The sequence below is a fragment of the Photobacterium kishitanii genome (assembly GCF_000613045.3).
GTDB lineage: Bacteria > Pseudomonadota > Gammaproteobacteria > Enterobacterales > Vibrionaceae > Photobacterium > Photobacterium kishitanii.
Genome location: NZ_LN794352.1, coordinates 1,098,441 through 1,117,814, shown reverse-complemented (window position 1 = coordinate 1,117,814; position 19,374 = coordinate 1,098,441). Strand labels below are relative to the sequence as shown.

14 protein-coding genes are annotated in these 19,374 nt (G+C 39.7%); 6 read left to right on the top strand and 8 right to left on the bottom strand.

Features of this window, described 5'->3' with window-relative positions:
• Positions 1-76: 76 nt before the first annotated feature.
• The 3 genes from PPBDW_RS05495 to PPBDW_RS05485 all read left to right on the top strand — a co-directional run bounded on the left by PPBDW_RS05495 (position 77) and on the right by PPBDW_RS05485 (position 2,955).
• Positions 77-1,633: a SulP family inorganic anion transporter gene (locus PPBDW_RS05495; RefSeq protein ID WP_036793923.1), complete on the top strand. Its 1,557-nt coding sequence runs from the start codon at positions 77-79 to the stop codon at positions 1,631-1,633.
• Positions 1,634-1,747: 114 nt separating this feature from the next.
• Positions 1,748-2,353: a cob(I)yrinic acid a,c-diamide adenosyltransferase gene (gene cobO / locus PPBDW_RS05490; RefSeq protein WP_036793921.1), complete on the top strand. Its 606-nt coding sequence runs from the start codon at positions 1,748-1,750 to the stop codon at positions 2,351-2,353.
• A 158-nt stretch (positions 2,354-2,511) separates the two neighbouring features.
• Positions 2,512-2,955: a phosphate-starvation-inducible protein PsiE gene (locus tag PPBDW_RS05485; protein WP_036793920.1), complete on the top strand. Its 444-nt coding sequence runs from the start codon at positions 2,512-2,514 to the stop codon at positions 2,953-2,955.
• Between the two features lie 63 nt (positions 2,956-3,018).
• On the opposite strand, the gene PPBDW_RS05480 is transcribed toward PPBDW_RS05485, so the two are convergent.
• The 8 genes from PPBDW_RS05480 to apbC form a co-directional block, all read right to left on the bottom strand.
• Positions 3,019-4,296, bottom strand: coding sequence for a cytosine deaminase (locus tag PPBDW_RS05480; RefSeq protein WP_036793918.1), 1,278 nt, complete (start codon positions 4,294-4,296; stop codon positions 3,019-3,021).
• Positions 4,297-4,305: 9 nt separating this feature from the next.
• A complete protein-coding gene (gene codB, locus PPBDW_RS05475; RefSeq protein ID WP_036793916.1) occupies positions 4,306-5,547 on the bottom strand; it encodes a cytosine permease in 1,242 nt (413 codons plus the stop codon).
• Between the two features lie 336 nt (positions 5,548-5,883).
• A complete protein-coding gene (locus PPBDW_RS05470; protein ID WP_036793914.1) occupies positions 5,884-7,206 on the bottom strand; it encodes an anaerobic C4-dicarboxylate transporter in 1,323 nt (440 codons plus the stop codon).
• A gap of 489 nt (positions 7,207-7,695) precedes the next feature.
• Complete coding sequence (gene yhjD / locus PPBDW_RS05465) at positions 7,696-8,667, bottom strand: inner membrane protein YhjD (RefSeq protein ID WP_036793912.1); 972 nt, start codon at positions 8,665-8,667, stop codon at positions 7,696-7,698.
• A 192-nt stretch (positions 8,668-8,859) separates the two neighbouring features.
• Positions 8,860-10,971, bottom strand: a complete 2,112-nt coding sequence (locus PPBDW_RS05460; RefSeq protein WP_036793910.1) for an AsmA family protein — start codon at positions 10,969-10,971, stop codon at positions 8,860-8,862.
• Between the two features lie 207 nt (positions 10,972-11,178).
• Positions 11,179-11,772: a dCTP deaminase gene (gene dcd, locus PPBDW_RS05455; protein ID WP_036793909.1), complete on the bottom strand. Its 594-nt coding sequence runs from the start codon at positions 11,770-11,772 to the stop codon at positions 11,179-11,181.
• A gap of 186 nt (positions 11,773-11,958) precedes the next feature.
• The gene (udk, locus tag PPBDW_RS05450) at positions 11,959-12,603 is read right to left on the bottom strand and encodes a uridine kinase (protein ID WP_036793907.1); all 645 of its coding nucleotides are present in this window, start codon (positions 12,601-12,603) and stop codon (positions 11,959-11,961) included.
• A 149-nt stretch (positions 12,604-12,752) separates the two neighbouring features.
• Entirely contained in the window at positions 12,753-13,841 is a 1,089-nt protein-coding gene (gene apbC, locus PPBDW_RS05445) for an iron-sulfur cluster carrier protein ApbC (protein WP_036793905.1), read from the bottom strand.
• A 259-nt stretch (positions 13,842-14,100) separates the two neighbouring features.
• Between apbC and metG the strand changes: the two genes are divergently transcribed.
• The 3 genes from metG (at position 14,101) to PPBDW_RS05430 (ending at position 19,295) form a co-directional block, all read left to right on the top strand.
• Positions 14,101-16,146 carry a methionine--tRNA ligase gene (gene metG, locus PPBDW_RS05440; protein ID WP_036793903.1) on the top strand — a complete coding sequence of 682 codons (2,046 nt, stop codon included), beginning with the start codon at positions 14,101-14,103 and terminating at the stop codon, positions 16,144-16,146.
• A gap of 346 nt (positions 16,147-16,492) precedes the next feature.
• On the top strand, positions 16,493-17,893 hold the full coding sequence (locus PPBDW_RS05435) for an L-cystine transporter (RefSeq protein WP_036793901.1): 1,401 nt from the start codon (positions 16,493-16,495) through the stop codon (positions 17,891-17,893).
• Between the two features lie 73 nt (positions 17,894-17,966).
• Positions 17,967-19,295, top strand: a complete 1,329-nt coding sequence (locus PPBDW_RS05430; protein WP_036793900.1) for a CoA-disulfide reductase — start codon at positions 17,967-17,969, stop codon at positions 19,293-19,295.
• Positions 19,296-19,374: the final 79 nt, after the last annotated feature.

Below are 19,374 nucleotides of genomic sequence, written 5' to 3'. Positions count from 1 at the left end.
AATCTTTCGGTAACATTCTGTTAATCAATATCTTTAATTATCCATTCATTTTAGCGAAGAGAAGAACGCCTAATATATGTCTGAATTTCCTCAAGTATCAAAACAATCAGTCAAAAACGACATCCTCTCTGGATTAACTGTAGCGCTTGCTCTAGTACCAGAAGCTGTTGCTTTTGCCTTTGTCGCAGGTGTAGATCCTATGGTTGGTCTATACGCTGCATTTATTGTCGGTTTAATAACGGCTATTTTTGGCGGACGCCCGGGTATGATTTCTGGTGCTACTGGAGCAATGGCCGTCGTTATGGTCAGCCTTGTAGCCCAACATGGTATTCAGTATCTATTTGCTGCCGTCATGTTAGCTGGTGTATTTCAAATATTGGCTGGTATCTTCCGTCTCGGTAAATTTATTCGCATGGTACCGCACCCTGTTATGATAGGTTTTGTGAACGGTTTAGCGATTGTTATTTTTCTCGCTCAATTAGGTCAATTTAAGGTGCCATCACTAACTGGCGGCCTTGAATGGATGCATGGTACTCAGCTATATATCATGCTGGGATTAGTGCTGTTAACCATGGCTATCATTTTCTTTTTACCTAAACTCACCAAAGCGGTCCCCTCTTCGTTAGTTGCCATTTTAACCGTAACAGCGTTGGTGCATGTATTAGGCCTTGATTCACGTACCGTGGTTGATTTTGTTCGTACCATGAGTGGTGACGCTAACGCAACATTGGCAGGATCTCTGCCAACATTTGCATTACCAGATGTTGGCTTTAATCTAGCCACCCTTAAAATCATTTTACCTTACTCTCTTATTCTTGCTGCTGTCGGCCTCATTGAGTCATTACTGACATTGACCGTTATTGATGAGATGACCAATACTCGTGGTCACGGTAATCGTGAATGTGTCGGCCAAGGTATGGCAAATATAACCTGTTCAGTGTTTGGTGCTATGGGTGGTTGTGCAATGATTGGTCAATCAATGATCAACATTAACTCCGGCGGTCGTGGGCGTTTATCCGGTATTACAGCAGCAATAGGTTTATTAGTATTTATTCTGTTTGGATCGGCATTCATTGAAATGATCCCATTAGCAGCATTAGTTGGTGTGATGTTTATGGTGGTTATCGGTACCTTTGAGTGGGCCAGTTTACGCATGATCCGTAAAGTCCCTAAACATGACTTCTTTACCATTATTCTTGTTACCTGTGTGACGGTTGCTGCCGATCTTGCTGTGGCGGTGTTTGTTGGTGTTATTTACTCGGCATTAGTCTTTGCTTGGAATCACGCCAAACAAATTTATGCGAGTTCGCATATTGATAACGATGGCACCAAAGTTTACCAAGTTAATGGTCCACTATTTTTTGGCTCTGCATCGCATTTTCTTGAGCTATTTGACGCGACCAATGATCCAAAAACAGTCATTATTGATTTTGCACATTCTCGAGTCGCTGATCATTCTGCTATTGAAGCAATTGATACGCTTGCAGAACGCTATGCAAGCCGTAATAAAACCCTTCATATTCGCCACTTAAGCCCTGAGTGTCGTCGATTACTGCAAAAAGCAGGTAATTTAGTCGAAGTGAATATGTTAGAGGATCCAACTTACAAGGTCGCAACAGACGTTCTAGGTTAATAATTTCAACAATATAAAATAAAAGCCCGTGTTGTCCTTTGACTACACGGGCTTTCGTTTATAATCACTGCTGAGCTATATTACCAATACGACAATGCTTTCTAAGAGGAAATTATGGTTGATAAAACCACCAAGGATGATCGCCACCAAGCTCGTCAACAACGTCTAAAACAACAGGTTGATAATAAAATCAATGCCGCCCAACAAGAACGAGGACTGGTGCTGGTTATTACGGGAAACGGGAAAGGCAAATCAACCTCAGGCTTTGGAATGATCGCTCGTGCAGTCGGTCATGGACAGCAATGTGGTGTAGGACAATTTATTAAAGGTACTTGGGATTGCGGCGAACGTAACCTTTTACAACAACACGGCGTTAAATTTTCCATTATGGCAACAGGCTTTACATGGGAAACTCAAAATAAAACCGCAGATACACTCGCAGCACAAACAACATGGGCTGATTGTAAAGCGATGCTAGCCGATGAACAATTAGATGTGGTTCTACTTGATGAGCTCACTTATATGGTGACTTACGACTATATTGATTTAGATGAAATTATCAATGCAATCAATTCTCGACCACCACAGCAAACGGTAATAATTACGGGTCGTGCTGCCCATCGCCAATTAATTGAAATTGCAGACACTGTCTCTGAAGTTCGCAATGTTAAACATGCATTTGAACAAGGAATAAAAGCACGTAAAGGTATTGATTGGTAAAACAGCGCCACAAATAACGTGCTCAATAACCACTCAAACAGTACAATAAAGTAACACTCATTTAAATTAAATGAAATTTTACTATTAGAATAAGCATTACATCTTACAATAAAGAAATGCTTAATAAGAATACGAACAGCGTTAAAGCTGGAGAAAATATGCCTTCCCATTTACCCCGCTCATTTAGTAAGCCTTTTCTAAAAGTATTTCATCTTTTAGAAGCGGTATTATTAACTGCCATTACCTTAGCTACCGTTGTCGCAATGGTAAATGAATTTATCCATGTCTTTGTTAACCGTAATATTCAGTTAACAGACATATTATTAATGTTCATCTATCTCGAAATTCTAGCGATGGTGCAGCAATTTGTCGCCCACGGTAAGATCCCTGTACGGTATCCTCTTTATATTGCCATTATGGCTATTGCTCGCTATATCACCCTCGGAATGAAAGAACTCGATGGTACATTTATTATTTGGTTATCACTCGCAGCGTTCATTCTCGCAGCAGCTACTGTAATGATCCGTATTGGCCATCACTACTGGCCTTATGAAGATCCAGAAGCACCAGAACTACCTAAAATAAAGAAATCCGACAATTAATCACAATCGACTAACCATAAAAAAGGCGAATCAAATGATTCGCCTTTTTGAGCATAATAATAGCTAACGTTTAAATGAAACTTGTTCTACTTCATTCAAATGAATCTGAGTTATTGCTGGTTGAGTTGTCGCAATAACTTTACCGTGACGAATAGAGTAACGGACAGGCACTTGACGACGAACCGCATCAAAACCATTTTCTGCTGGTAAAATTAATAAGCTTCCTGGCTTACCTTGCTCAATACCATAACGATGTTGAATATTTAGCGTACGAGCTGAATTTTTGCTGATCAAATCCAATGAATTATTAATTTGATCATAGCCCATCACTTGGCATACATGCAGCCCCATATGCAGTACTTGAAGCATATTCGCCGTACCCAATGGATACCATGGGTCAAATACATCATCATGACCAAAACAAACATTGATATTAGCATTAAGCATTTCTTTTACGCGAGTTACACCTCGACGTTTAGGGTAGTCATCAAAACGCCCTTGCAGATGAATATTAACCAAAGGGTTAGCAACAAAGTTAATACCTGACATACGTAATAATCGGAATAAACGCGATGCATAAGCACCATTGTACGATCCCATTGCCGTGGTATGACTAGCAGTAACCTTTTCACCTATCTCATATTTATGAGCTAATGCTGCTACTGTTTCAACAAAGCGTGATTGCTCATCATCAATTTCATCACAATGAACGTCAATCAAACAATCGTACTTACGTGCAAGTTCAAACACGTAATGTAATGATTCAACCCCATACTCACGAGTAAATTCAAAGTGAGGAATAGCACCAATAACATCGGCCCCCAATTGAACGGCTTGTTCTAATAATTGCTTACCATTAGGGTACGACAAAATACCTTCTTGAGGAAAAGCAACAATTTGGATATCAACCCATTGCTTCATTTCTTCACGCACTTCTACCATGGCTTTCAATGCCACCAGCGTTGGATCTGACACGTCAACATGAGTACGTACATGTTGTACGCCATTAGCAATTTGCCACTTCAGCGTCTGTTTCGCACGTGATTTTACATCTTCAATCGATAGTGTTTGCTTACGTTCAGCCCAGCGTTCAATACCTTCAAATAAAGTACCTGAAATATTCCAACTTGGCTCACCTGCTGTTTGGGTTGTATCTAGGTGAATGTGAGGTTCACAAAAAGGGGCTACAGCCAAGCCACCTTCTGCATCAAGGATCTCACCACAGTAATCAAAATCAACGTTATTATCTTCAATACGTTTAAATTGGCCATCTTCAATGAAAATTTGCTTTAAGGAGCTCTCACCTTGCAGCATGGCATTTTTAATCAATAAAGTTGTCATGATATATCCTTACGCCGGCTGAACGTTAGCCACGCGCTTTTTATTAAGAATGGGATTAATAATTAAATAACTTAATGCGCCGCCTAAAACAGCATTTAGAGGTACAACCCCTGGTAGGAAATGTCCGCAAGCAACACCAATAGCAACAGCTATAATTCCAGCCCAATTTACAGTTTTAAATTCAGCTTTTGCAAAATCTTTATAACGATTTCGGTTAACCATAAAATCAGCAATGATCACCCCGCCAATCGGTGGAATAGCCAAAGAAAGAAAAGTTAACCAACCAACAAAGTTATTGTATAACCACAATGCGCACAACGTACCAATGACACCATTAACCATTGAAATGTATTTACTTGGTAAGCCAGTAATATTAGAAAATCCCAGCCCGGAAGCATATAAAGCGTTATCGTTGGTCGTCCAAATATTTAATCCCAACACAATAATCGCTGGGATCAGTAGCCCTTGTGCAATCATTACTTCTGAAATATCAGCTTGACCAGTAGCTGCCGCGCCTGCAGCACCAAAAATAAACATCAATGAGTTACCGATGAAGAATGCGACCATCGTGACTAAAACTGCATTCGCTGGCTTTTTACCAAAGCGAACAAAATCAGCCGTTAAGGTTCCGGCACTAACAAAAGATCCTACCACCATTGCCACAGCAACAGAGAAATCAATTGTCACTTCAGGCTCTACCGCTTTAATCGCAGTAACACCGCCAACACTGGCGATAGCATCAATAACCGAATAGCCTCCCAATATGGCAATAGCAGGGACAGCAATGGCAGATAAAATCATTAATGCTGACATACCAAAATATACCGTTACCGTCATTAATAGGCCAGAGACAACAATCAGTATATTGGTATCAATACCTGTGGCTTTATGAACTGGAATCGCGAACATCGCTACCCCAACACCAAACCAACCAACTTGGGTACCACCTAATAATGCTGATGGTAACCAAGAGCCTTTAACACCAAAAGAGAAACGAGCAAGAAGATGTGTAGAAAGACCAGTTGAAGCGCCAATGTAACCTAGAAATGAAGTGTAAATACCGAGGATAAGATTGCCGATGACCACAGCAAGGAAAAAGTCATCAAAGGAGAGCCCAATACCTAAAGAGCCGCCAGTCCACATGCTTGCAGAAAAGAACGTCAACCCCAGCATGACCATAGTTAACGATACCACGCCTTTTCTTGCTGCCATTGGAACAGGCCCAAGACTATAATTATTATCTGCTGCCATTTTTACCACCACAATCTAATACAAACATTAAAATTAAGCTCGATGCTATGGATAAACGGCGCGTATTATGATTGTAAAAAAAAGATAGTCAACAACATATAATTAAAGCAAACGTTAATATTTAAATTTAATAAAAATAAACATTACAAAACAAAGGAATAAAAAATAATAATTACCATAAAGATCACATTTTGAAACAAATTATCACAAGAAAATACCATCAACAATCAACTCTAACCAATATATTCAAGTAGATGCTTATTAATCTCATCTATCTCTATTTTTACAATAAAAAAGGCACTAAATGTGCCTTTTTTATTTACAATGATCTGTTCGTTAAATGATAATTTGTGCAAGTGTATAACCAATACAGCACGCAGAGATAACACCAATCAAACCTGGCATCATAAAGCTATGGTTAAAATACCACTTACCTATTTTAGTGGTACCTGTCACATCAAAGTTAACTGTCGCAATATCTGATGGGTAATTAGGTATAAAGAAGTAACCGTATGTTGCTGGCATTAAACCAATTAATAATGCAGGGTTTAATCCCATTGCTAAGCCTACTGGTAACATCATCCGTGCGGTTGCAGCTTGTGAGTTTACCACCACTGAAACGGTGAATAGAGCTAACGCAAAAGTCCATGGATAGCCTTGTACCATCTCTGTAATACCAGATTTAAATGATGGCATTGCATATTGAAAATAGGTATCACTCATCCACGCAATACCAAAAATAGCGATTGCCGCTACCATACCAGATTTAAAAACCACCCCTTCCGGCACTTTCTGCACATTAGTACGCGTAACTAATAAAATTAAACCACCAAAACCAAGCATCATCATTTGAATAATCAATGACATCGAAATAGGTTTAGCATCACCAATGGTACGAATTTCTGGCACCATTGCCACAATGACAATCGTCACTAACGCAAGTACAAACAACATAACCGCATGCATTGCTGAGCGAGGTAATTGTTCGTTGAGTGAGGTTTTAGTGGTGTGGAGAATTTGGTCACGCCACACAGGATCTTGTAAGCGGCGTTGGTATTCAGGATCATCGGCTAATTCTTTACCACGACGTAAGCTATACAGTGATAATAATAAAGTGCCGCCTAAGGTTGCTGGAATAGTCACCATTAAAATCGACAGCAAATGAATAGATTCAGTGATCGTCGACAACTGAGCGAGATAATACACCACTGCAGCTGAAATTGGGCTGGCAGTAATCGCAAGTTGCGACGCCACAGATGAGGCTGCCATTGGTCGTTCAGGGCGAATACCATTTTTAAGCGCAACATCGCCAATAATCGGCATAATTGAATACACCGCATGGCCAGTCCCGAGCATAAATGTCATCACATAAGTCACTAACGGACCAACAATAGTGACACGTTTAGGATTACTACGTAAAATACGCTCCGCAACTTGCAGCATGTATTTTAAGCCACCAGCAGCTTCTAAAATTGAGGCGCATGTGACAACGGCAAGAATAATCAACATCACGGTGATCGGCGGTGAAGTTGGTGGCATACGGAAGATAAATACTTCTACCAATAAGCCTAGCCCCGAAACAACCCCTAGCCCAATACCACCAAAACGACTACCTGCATACAGCACCAATAACAGGAATAAAAACTCCAAATACAACATGACTTACCTCCCTATATATCACTGATACTTTGGTGACCAAAGTACCTATCATTGAGAGTAAAGTGCCCGTTATATCAACATGTCATCTTGATAAATATCAAACTAATTAATAGCAATAAAAGCCTTATTCCACTAATGAGAACAACGGCTAATAATCACCATTACAACAAAACAATAACACTACCATTTCAACCAAAATAAATTACATTTCAGCATCAAATAATAAACAACACCTCATTAATGATGACTAATTGATCGACGAGTTGTTTTAAGCAACACAAATATACTCACCATCTTGCATTTAATAAATGAGTCTCAAGTGCTTTATCACCAACAACTATAATTACATTGTTGTAAATAAGTTAACGCGTAGCATTTATCTATATTGCTATAACAAACTCAGCGTTATATATTGCCGCTACTACAAAAAAGGGCAGCAATAATGCTACCCTTTCTAAGAACCAATCCAATTGATGATGCTATCTGATATTATTCTTCTATATCATCATCAGCAACGACACCATAATCAGGACGATTTTCTTTAGCGGTGGCTATCCACGCAGCGCAAAACAAAGTTAAACGCGCAAAGAAATAGAAGAAAGCCATCAAACCTATAATAGAACCAAACGCAGCGCCAGATGGTGAAGTCGCTAATTTAGGCAATAAAAATGTCATTGCAAACTTAATTGCTTCAAAACCAATCGCTGCTAATAAAGTTCCTTGCATCAGTGTCTTACGATTAAAGCGACGGCGTGGCAACATCCAGAATATCCATAAAAACATCAGATAATTTGCCAAAATAGAAATTGTTAATGCGATAGTTGTTAATACTGGACGTAACCAAGTGATACCGCCAAGCCCTAACGCATCGACAATGGTTGCCTGCGCCGAACCTGCGACAGAAGTTAACACTACGGTGAAAATCAATGCCGCAACCAAGCCTGTTAAGCCAATAAAATCTTTACCGTATTGCAATAATATATGCTCTTTGTCTTCAGGTTTACGTTCCCACACATCACGAGTTTGTGCTCGTACAGCCTCACGTAAGTTCCCCATCCAACTAATGCCAGAATAAAGTGCAATGGCTAAACCACTTAAACCAACCGTAGTACGCTGACTAATCGCTGTTTTTACCATATCCTTTAACGTCTTGGCTAAACTCGGATCAGTTACACCAGCAACAATTTTATCAATAATATTGGTCAACAACGCTTGATTTGATGCCAAGATAAAACCAGCAGCAGCAAATAACACCATTAAAATAGGGATAAGTGATAAAAATGAAAAATAGGTAATTGCTGCACCAAACTGACTGCCTAAACGATCGTTAAAGCGATCTGCAGCACGTATAAAATGATCAATCGGGGGTAACGCTTTAATTGCATTACCAACGGTGGTTAATATCCCCATCATTTTAGAGATTAACGTCGATTTTTCAGAAGATGTTGTTTTGTTAGTCATAATTTTATTGATGCGTCATGAAAATACTCAACAATATTAGCAATGGATAAAAAATAAACCCAATCTAATAATAACAAAGCACTAAATGCCTGCTACTTAATTGATTATATAGTTAAAAAATAAAAGGTTTGCCGATAACAGCAAACCTTTTTTATCATAATTTACGTTAGTAATGCCACTAGATAGTAAATGTTAATTAAACAATCCTTTCAGTAACTTATCTGCCGCATTTTTAATATTGTCATCTTTTGCTTTATCACCAAAGAGTTTTTCTAAACCACGATTGATTTCTTTCTTGGCTTTGCTCTCTAGTGCTGCATTATTTTTAAATAAATCTTTAATATTTAAGCGGTATTTAGGCTGCTGCCAATATCCACTCACATGGATAGGAACACTAATACCTTTAATTTCATCAAGCCCTTTACCACTGGCAACAATCTTTGTATTAATTGTCAGATCAATACCTTCATCAATTAGGTTAGTTTGGCCTTGACCATTAATAGCCAGCAGTGGTGAAGCTAACTGGAAATTATTGGTTGATGCAATCCCTTTACCTAACATTAAGGTTGTAGTTAAGGCTGAAAAATCAGTCTTCTTCGCAGTGTCAGTTCCGCTATCTGCTTGGCCTTTTAATTTAGCTTTCGCATTGCGTAGCATATCGGCAATATTAACCCCATACACTGCACCATCTGAGATATTTACTTTAATAGAGCCTGCAATATTATGACGAATATTGGCTTCTGATAATCCACGTCCATTTAGATCAGCGGTGATATTAGCTTTACCTGCGAGTTGTTGATTATTCGCTACCGCTTTTAATAGCGGTAACATAGCCACATTTGAAATAGTATTTTTTAAGCGATAACTTGGTAATGCACTATTAACATTCACAGAAGCACTACCAGTGATCTTACCGTCATATAGAGAAGCTTCAAAACGATTAATTGTCGCAATGCCCTGCTTAATCGACGTAACTATTTTAACATTTGATACTTCAGCATTGGCTACTTTTAACTGTTTAATCGCAATCACACCAGCGACATTGATATTTTTCAGCGCACTAAGATCAGGTTCTTGGGCTGAAATATCACTCTCAGCTTTTGCGGCTGAGGTATTTGTTGTAGGTGTTACTGTGGTATTTGTAGAATCCGTTGAGGCTTTTTTCTTAGGTAACCAACTGTCGAGATCAATATTATCACTTGATAGCGCAAAACGAATATCAGGGATTGTCGCCGCTAAATATGAACCAGAACCCGATACTTTAGTACCATCCGCATTAATATTAATACTACTCACTAAAGCAAGCTTTTGGCTAATATCATAACTAGCATCAGTATTAACCACGATGTTCATGTTTGAACGAGGTAAGGCTTTACCCGCTAAATCATTAGTGATCTTTAGCCCTTGCACAGTAACAACATTATGATCTGTAGCTAGTTTTACTTTAGCTGTACCATGAGTATCAAAACTTAAATCAGGTACTTGTCCGTTAACAGCAAAAGTGACATTTGACCACTGACCAAGGGTAAACTGATCAAGCCCTAGTTGAGCATTTTTAATCTCAGTGTCACCATCTTTCATGGTCATTTTAGCAGTGAACGCTTTTAACTTAACATTGTTATAATTAGCAGCAAGATTAATATCCGTACTACCTTGAGCACTAAAGGTTAATGTATTCACTTTACCTTGAACATCAAAGGTCGCTTTAGTCCATGTTTGCGGCTTAAAACTATCAAGGGTGAAATTAATGTGATTAAGTTGTGCTGTCATCTTAGTCTGATCATTAAGTATTTCAGCACTTGCATTAACTAATTCAATTCCTGCAACGGATACTTTCCAATGCGATTTTTTAGCACCATTATCATGATGTTGTGCTGGTGTATCTGTCGCTGTTTTGTCTGCAATGGCTTTTTTACCCGTCAGACCATCAAGGTTAGTAACACCATCTTTTAACGTTTGAACAAAAACATGCGCCCCTTCTAAACGCATATCACCAATATCAAGTTGTTGTGATAACAACGGTAAAACTGATACTGATAAATCTGCTTGCTTAAATTGGACTAAATTAGGTTGTGCAAATCCTACTGGATTGCGAAATGCTGTTTCGCCAACACTTAACCCCAGTGTAGGGAAAAAACGCCAGCTAATATCACCCTTAATGACTAAATCACGCCCAGTCATTTTTTTAACTTGTTCAGTTAGCAGTGGCTTAAACTGATTGGGGTTAACAAAGGTTACCAGTGCACCAATACCAATCACGACTAATAAAATCAGCCCGAGTAAGATATAAAGTATTTTTTTCATTATGTCCTCGGCTATGCATATAACACCACAATTGATCGAGCGTTATGCAAAAATAATTTGTTGAGAATTAACCTTAAAAATCAATGTTATTAAGACCATTAACTCCAAGATTAGTTCACCAGAAACGTAATAGCTAAACAAAAGGCAACCCGAAGGCTGCCTTTAATGGTTCTTAAGCAATAACAACCGCTCTAGCATCTAACAAGATTAACTTTGCTTGTCATCTTCATTAATACGACTAGCTACTGCACCTTGCTGATTTTTATATTTTGCATCAACACGCTTGTTATAGGGTTTTTCCGCAGGGCCTGATAAGGTTTCAAAACTTAACGCACCTATTGGCATATGTGGACGTAATGCTAACGGTAAACGGCCCGAGTTATAAAACTCAAGTACAATACGTCCTGACCAACCGGGATCAATACGATGTGCCGTTACATGTACCATTAAGCCTAGGCGAGCTAATGATGAACGTCCGTCAAGCCAACCAACGATATTATCAGGTAATGTTACTGACTCATGAGTAACCGCTAATGCTAATTGACCAGGATGAAGAAAAAATGCTTCATCTTCCGCAACTACAATCTCATCACTCATTACTTTATCAAGCTGAGCGGCAACATCTTCTTTCTTACCTGATAAATCAATAAATGGTGCACCATGATCATTAAAGACTCGGAAATTATTCCCAAGGCTTACATCAATGGTTAAGCCGCTAATACAATCATCAGATGGTCGCGGTTCAATGCTGATTTTACCTTCATCAAGGTAAGCTCTGATATCTCTATCACAAAGTCTCATTCAAGCTCTCTCCTGCGTAATACGCACTCTATCCTATCAGTGCCCAGCACATGAGAGTGGTATAATAAAACACATCAATAAGACTCAGTGTCGTTGATGGGTCAGCAACGGTTAATGGGGAATCCCCAACAATAATAGCCATAAAAATAAGGCTGACATATTGTCAGCCTTATTCATTTTAAATCATTATGAACGCAGCAATTTAGCGATATGTGCTTTTAACACATCGATTGCAATACGATTCTTACCACCACGAGGAACAATAATATCTGCATATTGTTTTGATGGTTCAATAAACTGCATAAACATTGGACGTACCGTTTTTTGGTACTGAACCAAAACTGATTCCATAGTACGGCCACGTTCTGCAACATCACGCTGCAAACGGCGTAGCAGACAGATATCAAGTGGAGTATCCATAAATACGCTAGCGTGCATAATTTCACGTAGGCGAGGATCTGTTAACAATAAGATACCTTCTAAAATGATCACTTTTTTCGGTGTCATCGTTGTACTTTCTTGTAAACGAGTATGCTCACTGTAGCTATATTGTGGTACTTCTACTGCTTCACCTTTCATTAACTGCTCTAAGTGATCACACAATAAATTATGATCAAGCGCGTTTGGATGATCGTAGTTAGTTTTAACGCGATCCTCCATTGTTAGGTGACTTTGATCGTTATAGTAACAATCTTCCGTGATTACACCGATCTGGTGATCGCCTACTTTTTCTTTTAACTCTTTATAAACTGTACTGGCAATCAGACTTTTACCGGAAGCAGAAGCGCCTGCAATACCGATAATAACGCATTGGTGTGAAGTTTCAGACATATCAGAAAGTACCTATTAGACCACGTAGCAAGGCGAATATGGATAAATTAAACCCTCTGATTATAAGCAGTTGCTATGGCAGATACCAGCAAAAATGAGGTATCTGACATATATGGTTATAATCTCAGCGAATTTTGTTTTATGAATAACTACATTGTACGAATAGTAATCTGCTCTGCCACTGTTTCACCCTGCCAATATAATCGGCTGGCAATATTTGCAGCTAACATAATGTATGCTGTAGCTTGTTCTGATTCCGGTGATGTAATAACTGTTGGGGTACCATTATCAATATCTTCTCGAATCTTGATATCTAGTGGTAATTGAGCCAATAGTGGTACTGCATAATCTTGGGCCATTTTCGCCGCGCCGCCAGTACCAAAAATATGCTCCTGATGACCACAATTACTACAAATGTGATAACTCATATTTTCAACAATACCCAACACTGGCACATCGACTTTATTAAACATACTGATGCCTTTAATCGCATCAGCTAAAGCGAGATCTTGCGGTGTTGTCACCACGATCGCGCCTGTCACTGGAATTTGCTGCGATAAGGTTAATTGAATATCACCAGTACCAGGTGGCATATCAATGACTAAGTAATCAAGATCTGGCCACCAAGTTTCACTGATAATTTGTGCCAATGCTTTAGATGCCATTGGCCCACGCCAAATAGTTGCACTTTCAGCTGGAACTAAATAGCCAACTGAGTTGGTGTATAAACCATGTGCCTCAATAGGCAACATCATTTTACCATCGGGAGATTGAGGCTTTTGATCCATTGTACCTAACATCATTGGTACTGAAGGACCATAAATATCAGCATCTAATAGCCCAACTTTCGCTCCTTGTTGTTGTAAACCAAGTGCTAAGTTAACTGATGTTGTTGATTTACCCACACCACCTTTAGCAGAACTCACTACGATGATGTTTTTGACACCATTAAGGGGTTGCTTATCAGCAACAGCGAGTGTTGCTACTCGACAGCGAACATCAAACTTTAAACCACCATTTACGAGGCCTTGTTGCTGTTGATCTGCAATCCATACTCGTAATTGTTGGGCTAGTTCATTGGCCGCAAATGGGATCGTGATAATGATAACGCCTTCTGCCGACACCGAGACAAAGTGAGGGACATCAGCCCATCCCGCACTCAAAAGCGGATGTTCAAACTGATTCAGCCATTGGCTAATATCACCAACACTGTCGAAATGGTTTGTTGTTGTTGCCATAAATTAGCGCTCCACATAAATGTCATAGCCTATTAGCAACATCTGCGTCACAGTATTAGTATAGAAAACAACCAGTAACGTTGATGTTGCAGGGTAATATCTACCTCTTTTTCCTAATGCTACCACCAAAGTGCCCTTCCTGCCCGATTTCCCCAGTCCAAAAACGGATTAATCAGTATCCGATGCTAGTCAATATGCTGTCCATCAGGTAGTATTTGCAGCTATGTTTTTTTACCCATCATGAGCGAAAGAAGTAATTATGGCTGCTAATCCAAGAAAAATTCTGGTGACCTGCGCCCTGCCGTACGCTAACGGTTCTATCCACTTAGGTCACATGCTAGAACATGTTCAAGCGGATATTTGGGTGCGCTATCAGCGCCTTCGTGGTAACGAAGTTCATTTCATCTGTGCAGACGACGCACACGGTACTCCAATTATGCTTAAGGCCCAGCAGATGGGTATGGAACCTGAGCAAATGATTGCAGAAGTGAGCAAAGAGCACCAAGCTGATTTTGCTGGCTTTGATATTGATTTTAGCAATTACCACAGCACACATTCACCTGAAAACCGTGAACTTGCTTCTTTTGTTTACACCCAACTAAAAGACAAAGGCTTTATTACTAGCCGTACTATTTCTCAGTTATTTGATCCTGAGAAAGAAATGTTCTTACCTGATCGCTTTGTAAAAGGCACCTGCCCTAAGTGTAAAGCAGAAGACCAATACGGCGATAACTGTGATAACTGTGGTGAAACCTATAGCCCGACAGATCTGATTAATCCAAAATCAGCAGTGTCTGGTGCAACACCAATCATGAAAGATTCAGAGCACTTCTTCTTTGATCTGCCACAGTTTGAGGACATGTTAAAAGCATGGACTAAATCTGGTGCGCTTCAAGACGAAACATCAAACAAGATGCAAGAATGGTTCGAATCTGGCTTACAGCAGTGGGACATTTCTCGTGATGCACCTTACTTCGGATTTGAAATTCCAGGTGAACCAGGCAAATTCTTCTACGTATGGTTAGATGCACCAATCGGCTACATGGGTTCATTTAAGAATCTATGTGATAAGCGTGATGATCTTGATTTTGACGAGTTTTGGAACAAAGACAGCTCAACAGAGCTTTACCACTTTATCGGTAAAGACATTGTTTACTTCCACAGCTTATTTTGGCCAGCAATGCTAGATGGCGCTGGTTTCCGTAAGCCAAATAACGTGTTCGTACATGGTTACGTAACAGTTAATGGCGCGAAAATGTCAAAGTCAAAAGGCACATTCATCAAGGCGGGAACTTACTTAAACCACCTTGATCCAGAATGCCTACGTTACTACTACGCAGCAAAGCTGAATAACCGCATTGATGATCTCGACCTTAACCTTGAAGATTTCACTCAACGTGTAAACAGCGATGTTGTGAACAAGATTGTTAACCTAGCATCACGTAATGCTGGCTTTATTGCTAAGCGTTTCGACGGCATGTTATCTGAAAATTTTGCTGAGCCTGAGCTTTATGCTGAATTTGTAGCAGCGGCAACACGTATTGGCGATCTTTATGAGAGCCGTGAATACAGCCGTGCTATTCGTGAAATCACCGCTCTAGCTGACAAAGCTAACCAGTATGTTGATGAAAAAGCACCTTGGGTTGTTGCTAAACAAGAAGGTAAAGATCAAGAGCTACAGGAAATCTGTACTGTTGGTATCAACCTATTCCGTGTATTAATGGCATACCTAAAGCCTGTAATGCCAAAACTTACCGAGCGTACTGAAGCTTTCTTAAATGAAACGCTAACATGGGAAGGAATCGAGACACCATTAACAAACCATGAAGTTACTAAGTTCAAGGCATTGTTTAATCGTATCGATCCTGCGCACGTTGCTGCTATGGTTGAAGCATCAAAAGAAGAAGCTGCTGCTGATAAAGCGGCACTTGAAGCTGCACAACCTGCCGTTAGCCCATTAACAGCTGAGCCTATTGAAGCTGAAATCGAGTTTGATGATTTCGCTAAAATCGATATGCGTATCGCTAAAATTGTTTCTTGCGAAGCGGTGCCAAAAGCAGACAAGCTATTGAAGTTCCAATTGGATATCGGTGGTGAAATGCGTCAAGTATTCTCTGGTATTAAATCTGCTTATACACCAGAAGAATTGGTTGGCAAAATGACTGTAATGGTTGCTAACCTGAAACCACGCAAAATGAAATTTGGCATGTCTGAAGGTATGATCCTTGCAGCGGGCCCTGGCGGTAAAGATCTTTGGATCTTAGAACCCCATGAAGGTGCTCAACCAGGTATGCGTGTAATGTAATTTACACCACGTCTTAATTTCAAATGCCGATAACGTTGTTGTCGGTATTTTTTTGACTTTTTTTTATTTATTTCCGCGTAAATCATCCTTTATATATCAGCTTATTATTATTTGTTAATGGGTTGTTGAATATTGATCCAAATCCGCAGCTAACTCTAATTTTACCGTTAAATATTCATCTCATATTCATAATTAGCGATCTTGATCGTTTTTACGGGTTTCAATATCCCTTACATTAAATGCGTTAATTTGCTCTTAACTGATAATTAAACCAGCAAAATTTAACGTTCAATATATAGGAACGATAAAAATTTCCCGCTTTTTTATTTGATATGAAGGATTCATGATGACCTTAGGTATTGTAACGAACCTCGCCATATTTGTTGGCTTGATTGCCTTTCTTTATCACATGCAAAATAAACATTATAGCTTTACTAAGCGTGTGTTTGCCGGCTTAGGTTTAGGCATTGCATTTGGCGCAGCTCTGCAAATTTTCTATGGTGCAGGCTCTGAGGTTATCAAAACATCAATTGAATATTTTGATATTGTGGGCGTAGGTTATGTCCGTTTGCTACAAATGATCATCATTCCATTAGTAATGGTGTCAATCATTTCAGCCATTCTAAAACTTAATGGTGGGACTTCATTAGGTAAAATTAGTAGCCTAACCCTAGGTGTACTTATTGTTACCACCATGATTGCTGCTTGTGTTGGTATTCTAATGGCGCAACTGTTTGGTCTTACTGCTGAAGGATTAACCTCTGGTGCGGCTGAGATGGCACGAGCGAAAAGCCTTGAATCAACCCTATCAAATGTTGAAGCAATGTCGTTTGCTAAATTAATGATCGAGTTTATTCCTGCTAACCCATTCTTAGATATGACCGGATCTCGTCGTACTTCTACCATTGCAGTGGTTATCTTCTCTATCTTTATTGGTCTATCTGCAACGGGGATTGCCAACAAAAAACCTGAAATTTTTGCCCAATTTGCAAGTTTCATTAAAGTTGCTCAAACCATCGTTATGCGTATGGTGACATTAGTTTTACGCTTGACACCATTTGGTGTTCTAGCACTAATGACAAAAGTCATTTCAGGCTCTAACTATACTGATATTGTTAATCTTGCGAACTTTGTTTTTGCATCATACGCTGCGTTAATTTTAATGTTTATCATTCACTTATTACTTGTTGCGATGGTAGGTATTAACCCATTACGCCACTTAAAAAAGATTATTCCTGTTTTAGCTTTTGCCTTTACCTCACGTACTAGCGCAGGTTCAATTCCAATGAACGTGCAGACCCAAGAAAAGTGCCTTGGTATTCCATCTGGTATCGCTAACTTTGCCGCATCTTTTGGTTCAACCATTGGTCAAAATGGCTGTGCGGGTATTTATCCTGCGATGCTGGCGGTAATGATTGCACCAACAGTGGGTATTAACCCTATGGATATTGGCTTCTTATGTACCTTAATCGCTATTATTACGGTGAGCTCTTTTGGCGTCGCAGGTATTGGTGGTGGTGCAACATTTGCGGCACTGATTGTACTGTCAGCAATGGATATGCCAGTAGCCCTTGCTGGTTTATTAATCTCAATTGAACCCTTAATTGATATGGGACGTACTGCACTAAACGTATCAGGTTCAATTACCGCTGGTACGATTACCAGTAAAGTAATGGGCGAGACAGACATGACTATTTTTAACAGCAATGATGTTGTTAACTTAGATGGTGAAGAATCTGCCGCCTAAGCTGTATTAAACACCAAATTAAGGGAGGCCTATGATTACCTCCCTATTACTTTTCAAGGATATAGACAAAAGTATGAAAATTATCATTATTGGCGGTGAAGCCGCAGGTATGAGCGCTGCAGCAAAAGCTAAACGCATTGATCCCACCGCTGAAATTGTTGTTTATGAAGCTTCCGAAGTGATCTCTTTTGGTGCCTGTGGCCTACCTTATTACATTGGTGATGAATTTTCTGATCATAACTTTATGGCGGAATTTACGCCGGCGCAATTTGCCGAGAAAGGTATTACCGTTCTCACTCACCATCGCGTAATACAACTTAATACTGAGCAACAGCAACTCACGGTTGAGCATCAAGGTGAAACACACACGGTTAATTATGATCGTTTAATGATAGCAACAGGCGCAAAAGAAGTATTACCGCCAATTAAAGGGTTAGACAAACGAGGCGTTTATTCATTACGTCGTATGCAAGATGGGTTGAATATTAAAACGGCATTAGCCGATCCACTCTGTCACCATGTCACAATTATTGGATCGGGCTTTATCGGCCTAGAAGTCGCTGAAGCGATGATTCATCAAGGAAAAACGGTACGTCTGATTGAACGTGCTAAATGCTTAATTCCTGATGCATTTGATGCTGAAATTAGCCAACATATTCAACCCGAACTTGAACGTGCTGGTGTACAGATCCACCTACAAGAATCGGTGTGTGAAATTATTGGTGATGGACATGTTACTAGCATCAAAACCGACAAAGAAATATATACCACTAACATGGTAATCTGTTGCACGGGCGTAAAACCAAATACTCATTTTATTGCTGAAACAGGCATTGAACGGTTAGCTAATGGTGCAATTATCATTGATCAGCAAGGAAAAACATCCATCGATAACATCTGGGCAGCAGGTGATTGTGCCACTATTTGGCATGCACAATTACAGCAACCGGCTTATATTCCACTCGCAACGGGTGCTAATAAAATGGGTCGCTTAGTTGGTGAGAATATCGCAGGGAAAAATCTAAGTTATGACGGCACATTAGGCACAAGTTGTGTCAAAATTTTAGGATTAGAAGCTGGTCGTACAGGGCTATCTGAACGTGAAGCTCAGCAAGCGAATATCGATTATCGCACCGTTTATATCAGTGATAAATGCCACACCAATTACTGTGAAGGCCAATCACCACTATATATTAAATTGATTTATCGTGCAGATAACAAAAAATTACTGGGTGGCCAATTAATTGGTAATAAAGGTGCAGTACACCGTGTGGATGCGTTAGCTGTTGCGATCAGTCTTGGCGCGACTACCGAGCAATTAGGCATGATGGATTTTGCCTACGCTCCGCCATTTGCTCGTACATGGGATATTATGAATGTTGCTGGTAATGTCGCTAAATAAATCCAGCGGTAATTAATACATAACCGCAGGCCACGTATTTTCAATCACAATAAGAGTACGTGGCTTTGCTCTCTCATAC

What these genes read in the sequence shown, in the direction of transcription:
- apbC (WP_036793905.1), bottom strand. Translation starts at nt 13,841, where the DNA reads ATGGCAACAACAACAAACCATTTCGACAGTGTTGGTGATATTAGCCAA.
- dcd (WP_036793909.1), bottom strand. Translation starts at nt 11,772, where the DNA reads ATGAGACTTTGTGATAGAGATATCAGAGCTTACCTTGATGAAGGTAAA.
- PPBDW_RS05485 (WP_036793920.1), top strand. Translation starts at nt 2,512, where the DNA reads ATGCCTTCCCATTTACCCCGCTCATTTAGTAAGCCTTTTCTAAAAGTA.
- PPBDW_RS05470 (WP_036793914.1), bottom strand. Translation starts at nt 7,206, where the DNA reads ATGTTGTATTTGGAGTTTTTATTCCTGTTATTGGTGCTGTATGCAGGT.
- yhjD (WP_036793912.1), bottom strand. Translation starts at nt 8,667, where the DNA reads ATGACTAACAAAACAACATCTTCTGAAAAATCGACGTTAATCTCTAAA.
- PPBDW_RS05460 (WP_036793910.1), bottom strand. Translation starts at nt 10,971, where the DNA reads ATGAAAAAAATACTTTATATCTTACTCGGGCTGATTTTATTAGTCGTG.
- PPBDW_RS05435 (WP_036793901.1), top strand. Translation starts at nt 16,493, where the DNA reads ATGACCTTAGGTATTGTAACGAACCTCGCCATATTTGTTGGCTTGATT.
- metG (WP_036793903.1), top strand. Translation starts at nt 14,101, where the DNA reads ATGGCTGCTAATCCAAGAAAAATTCTGGTGACCTGCGCCCTGCCGTAC.
- codB (WP_036793916.1), bottom strand. Translation starts at nt 5,547, where the DNA reads ATGGCAGCAGATAATAATTATAGTCTTGGGCCTGTTCCAATGGCAGCA.
- cobO (WP_036793921.1), top strand. Translation starts at nt 1,748, where the DNA reads ATGGTTGATAAAACCACCAAGGATGATCGCCACCAAGCTCGTCAACAA.
- PPBDW_RS05480 (WP_036793918.1), bottom strand. Translation starts at nt 4,296, where the DNA reads ATGACAACTTTATTGATTAAAAATGCCATGCTGCAAGGTGAGAGCTCC.
- udk (WP_036793907.1), bottom strand. Translation starts at nt 12,603, where the DNA reads ATGTCTGAAACTTCACACCAATGCGTTATTATCGGTATTGCAGGCGCT.
- PPBDW_RS05495 (WP_036793923.1), top strand. Translation starts at nt 77, where the DNA reads ATGTCTGAATTTCCTCAAGTATCAAAACAATCAGTCAAAAACGACATC.
- PPBDW_RS05430 (WP_036793900.1), top strand. Translation starts at nt 17,967, where the DNA reads ATGAAAATTATCATTATTGGCGGTGAAGCCGCAGGTATGAGCGCTGCA.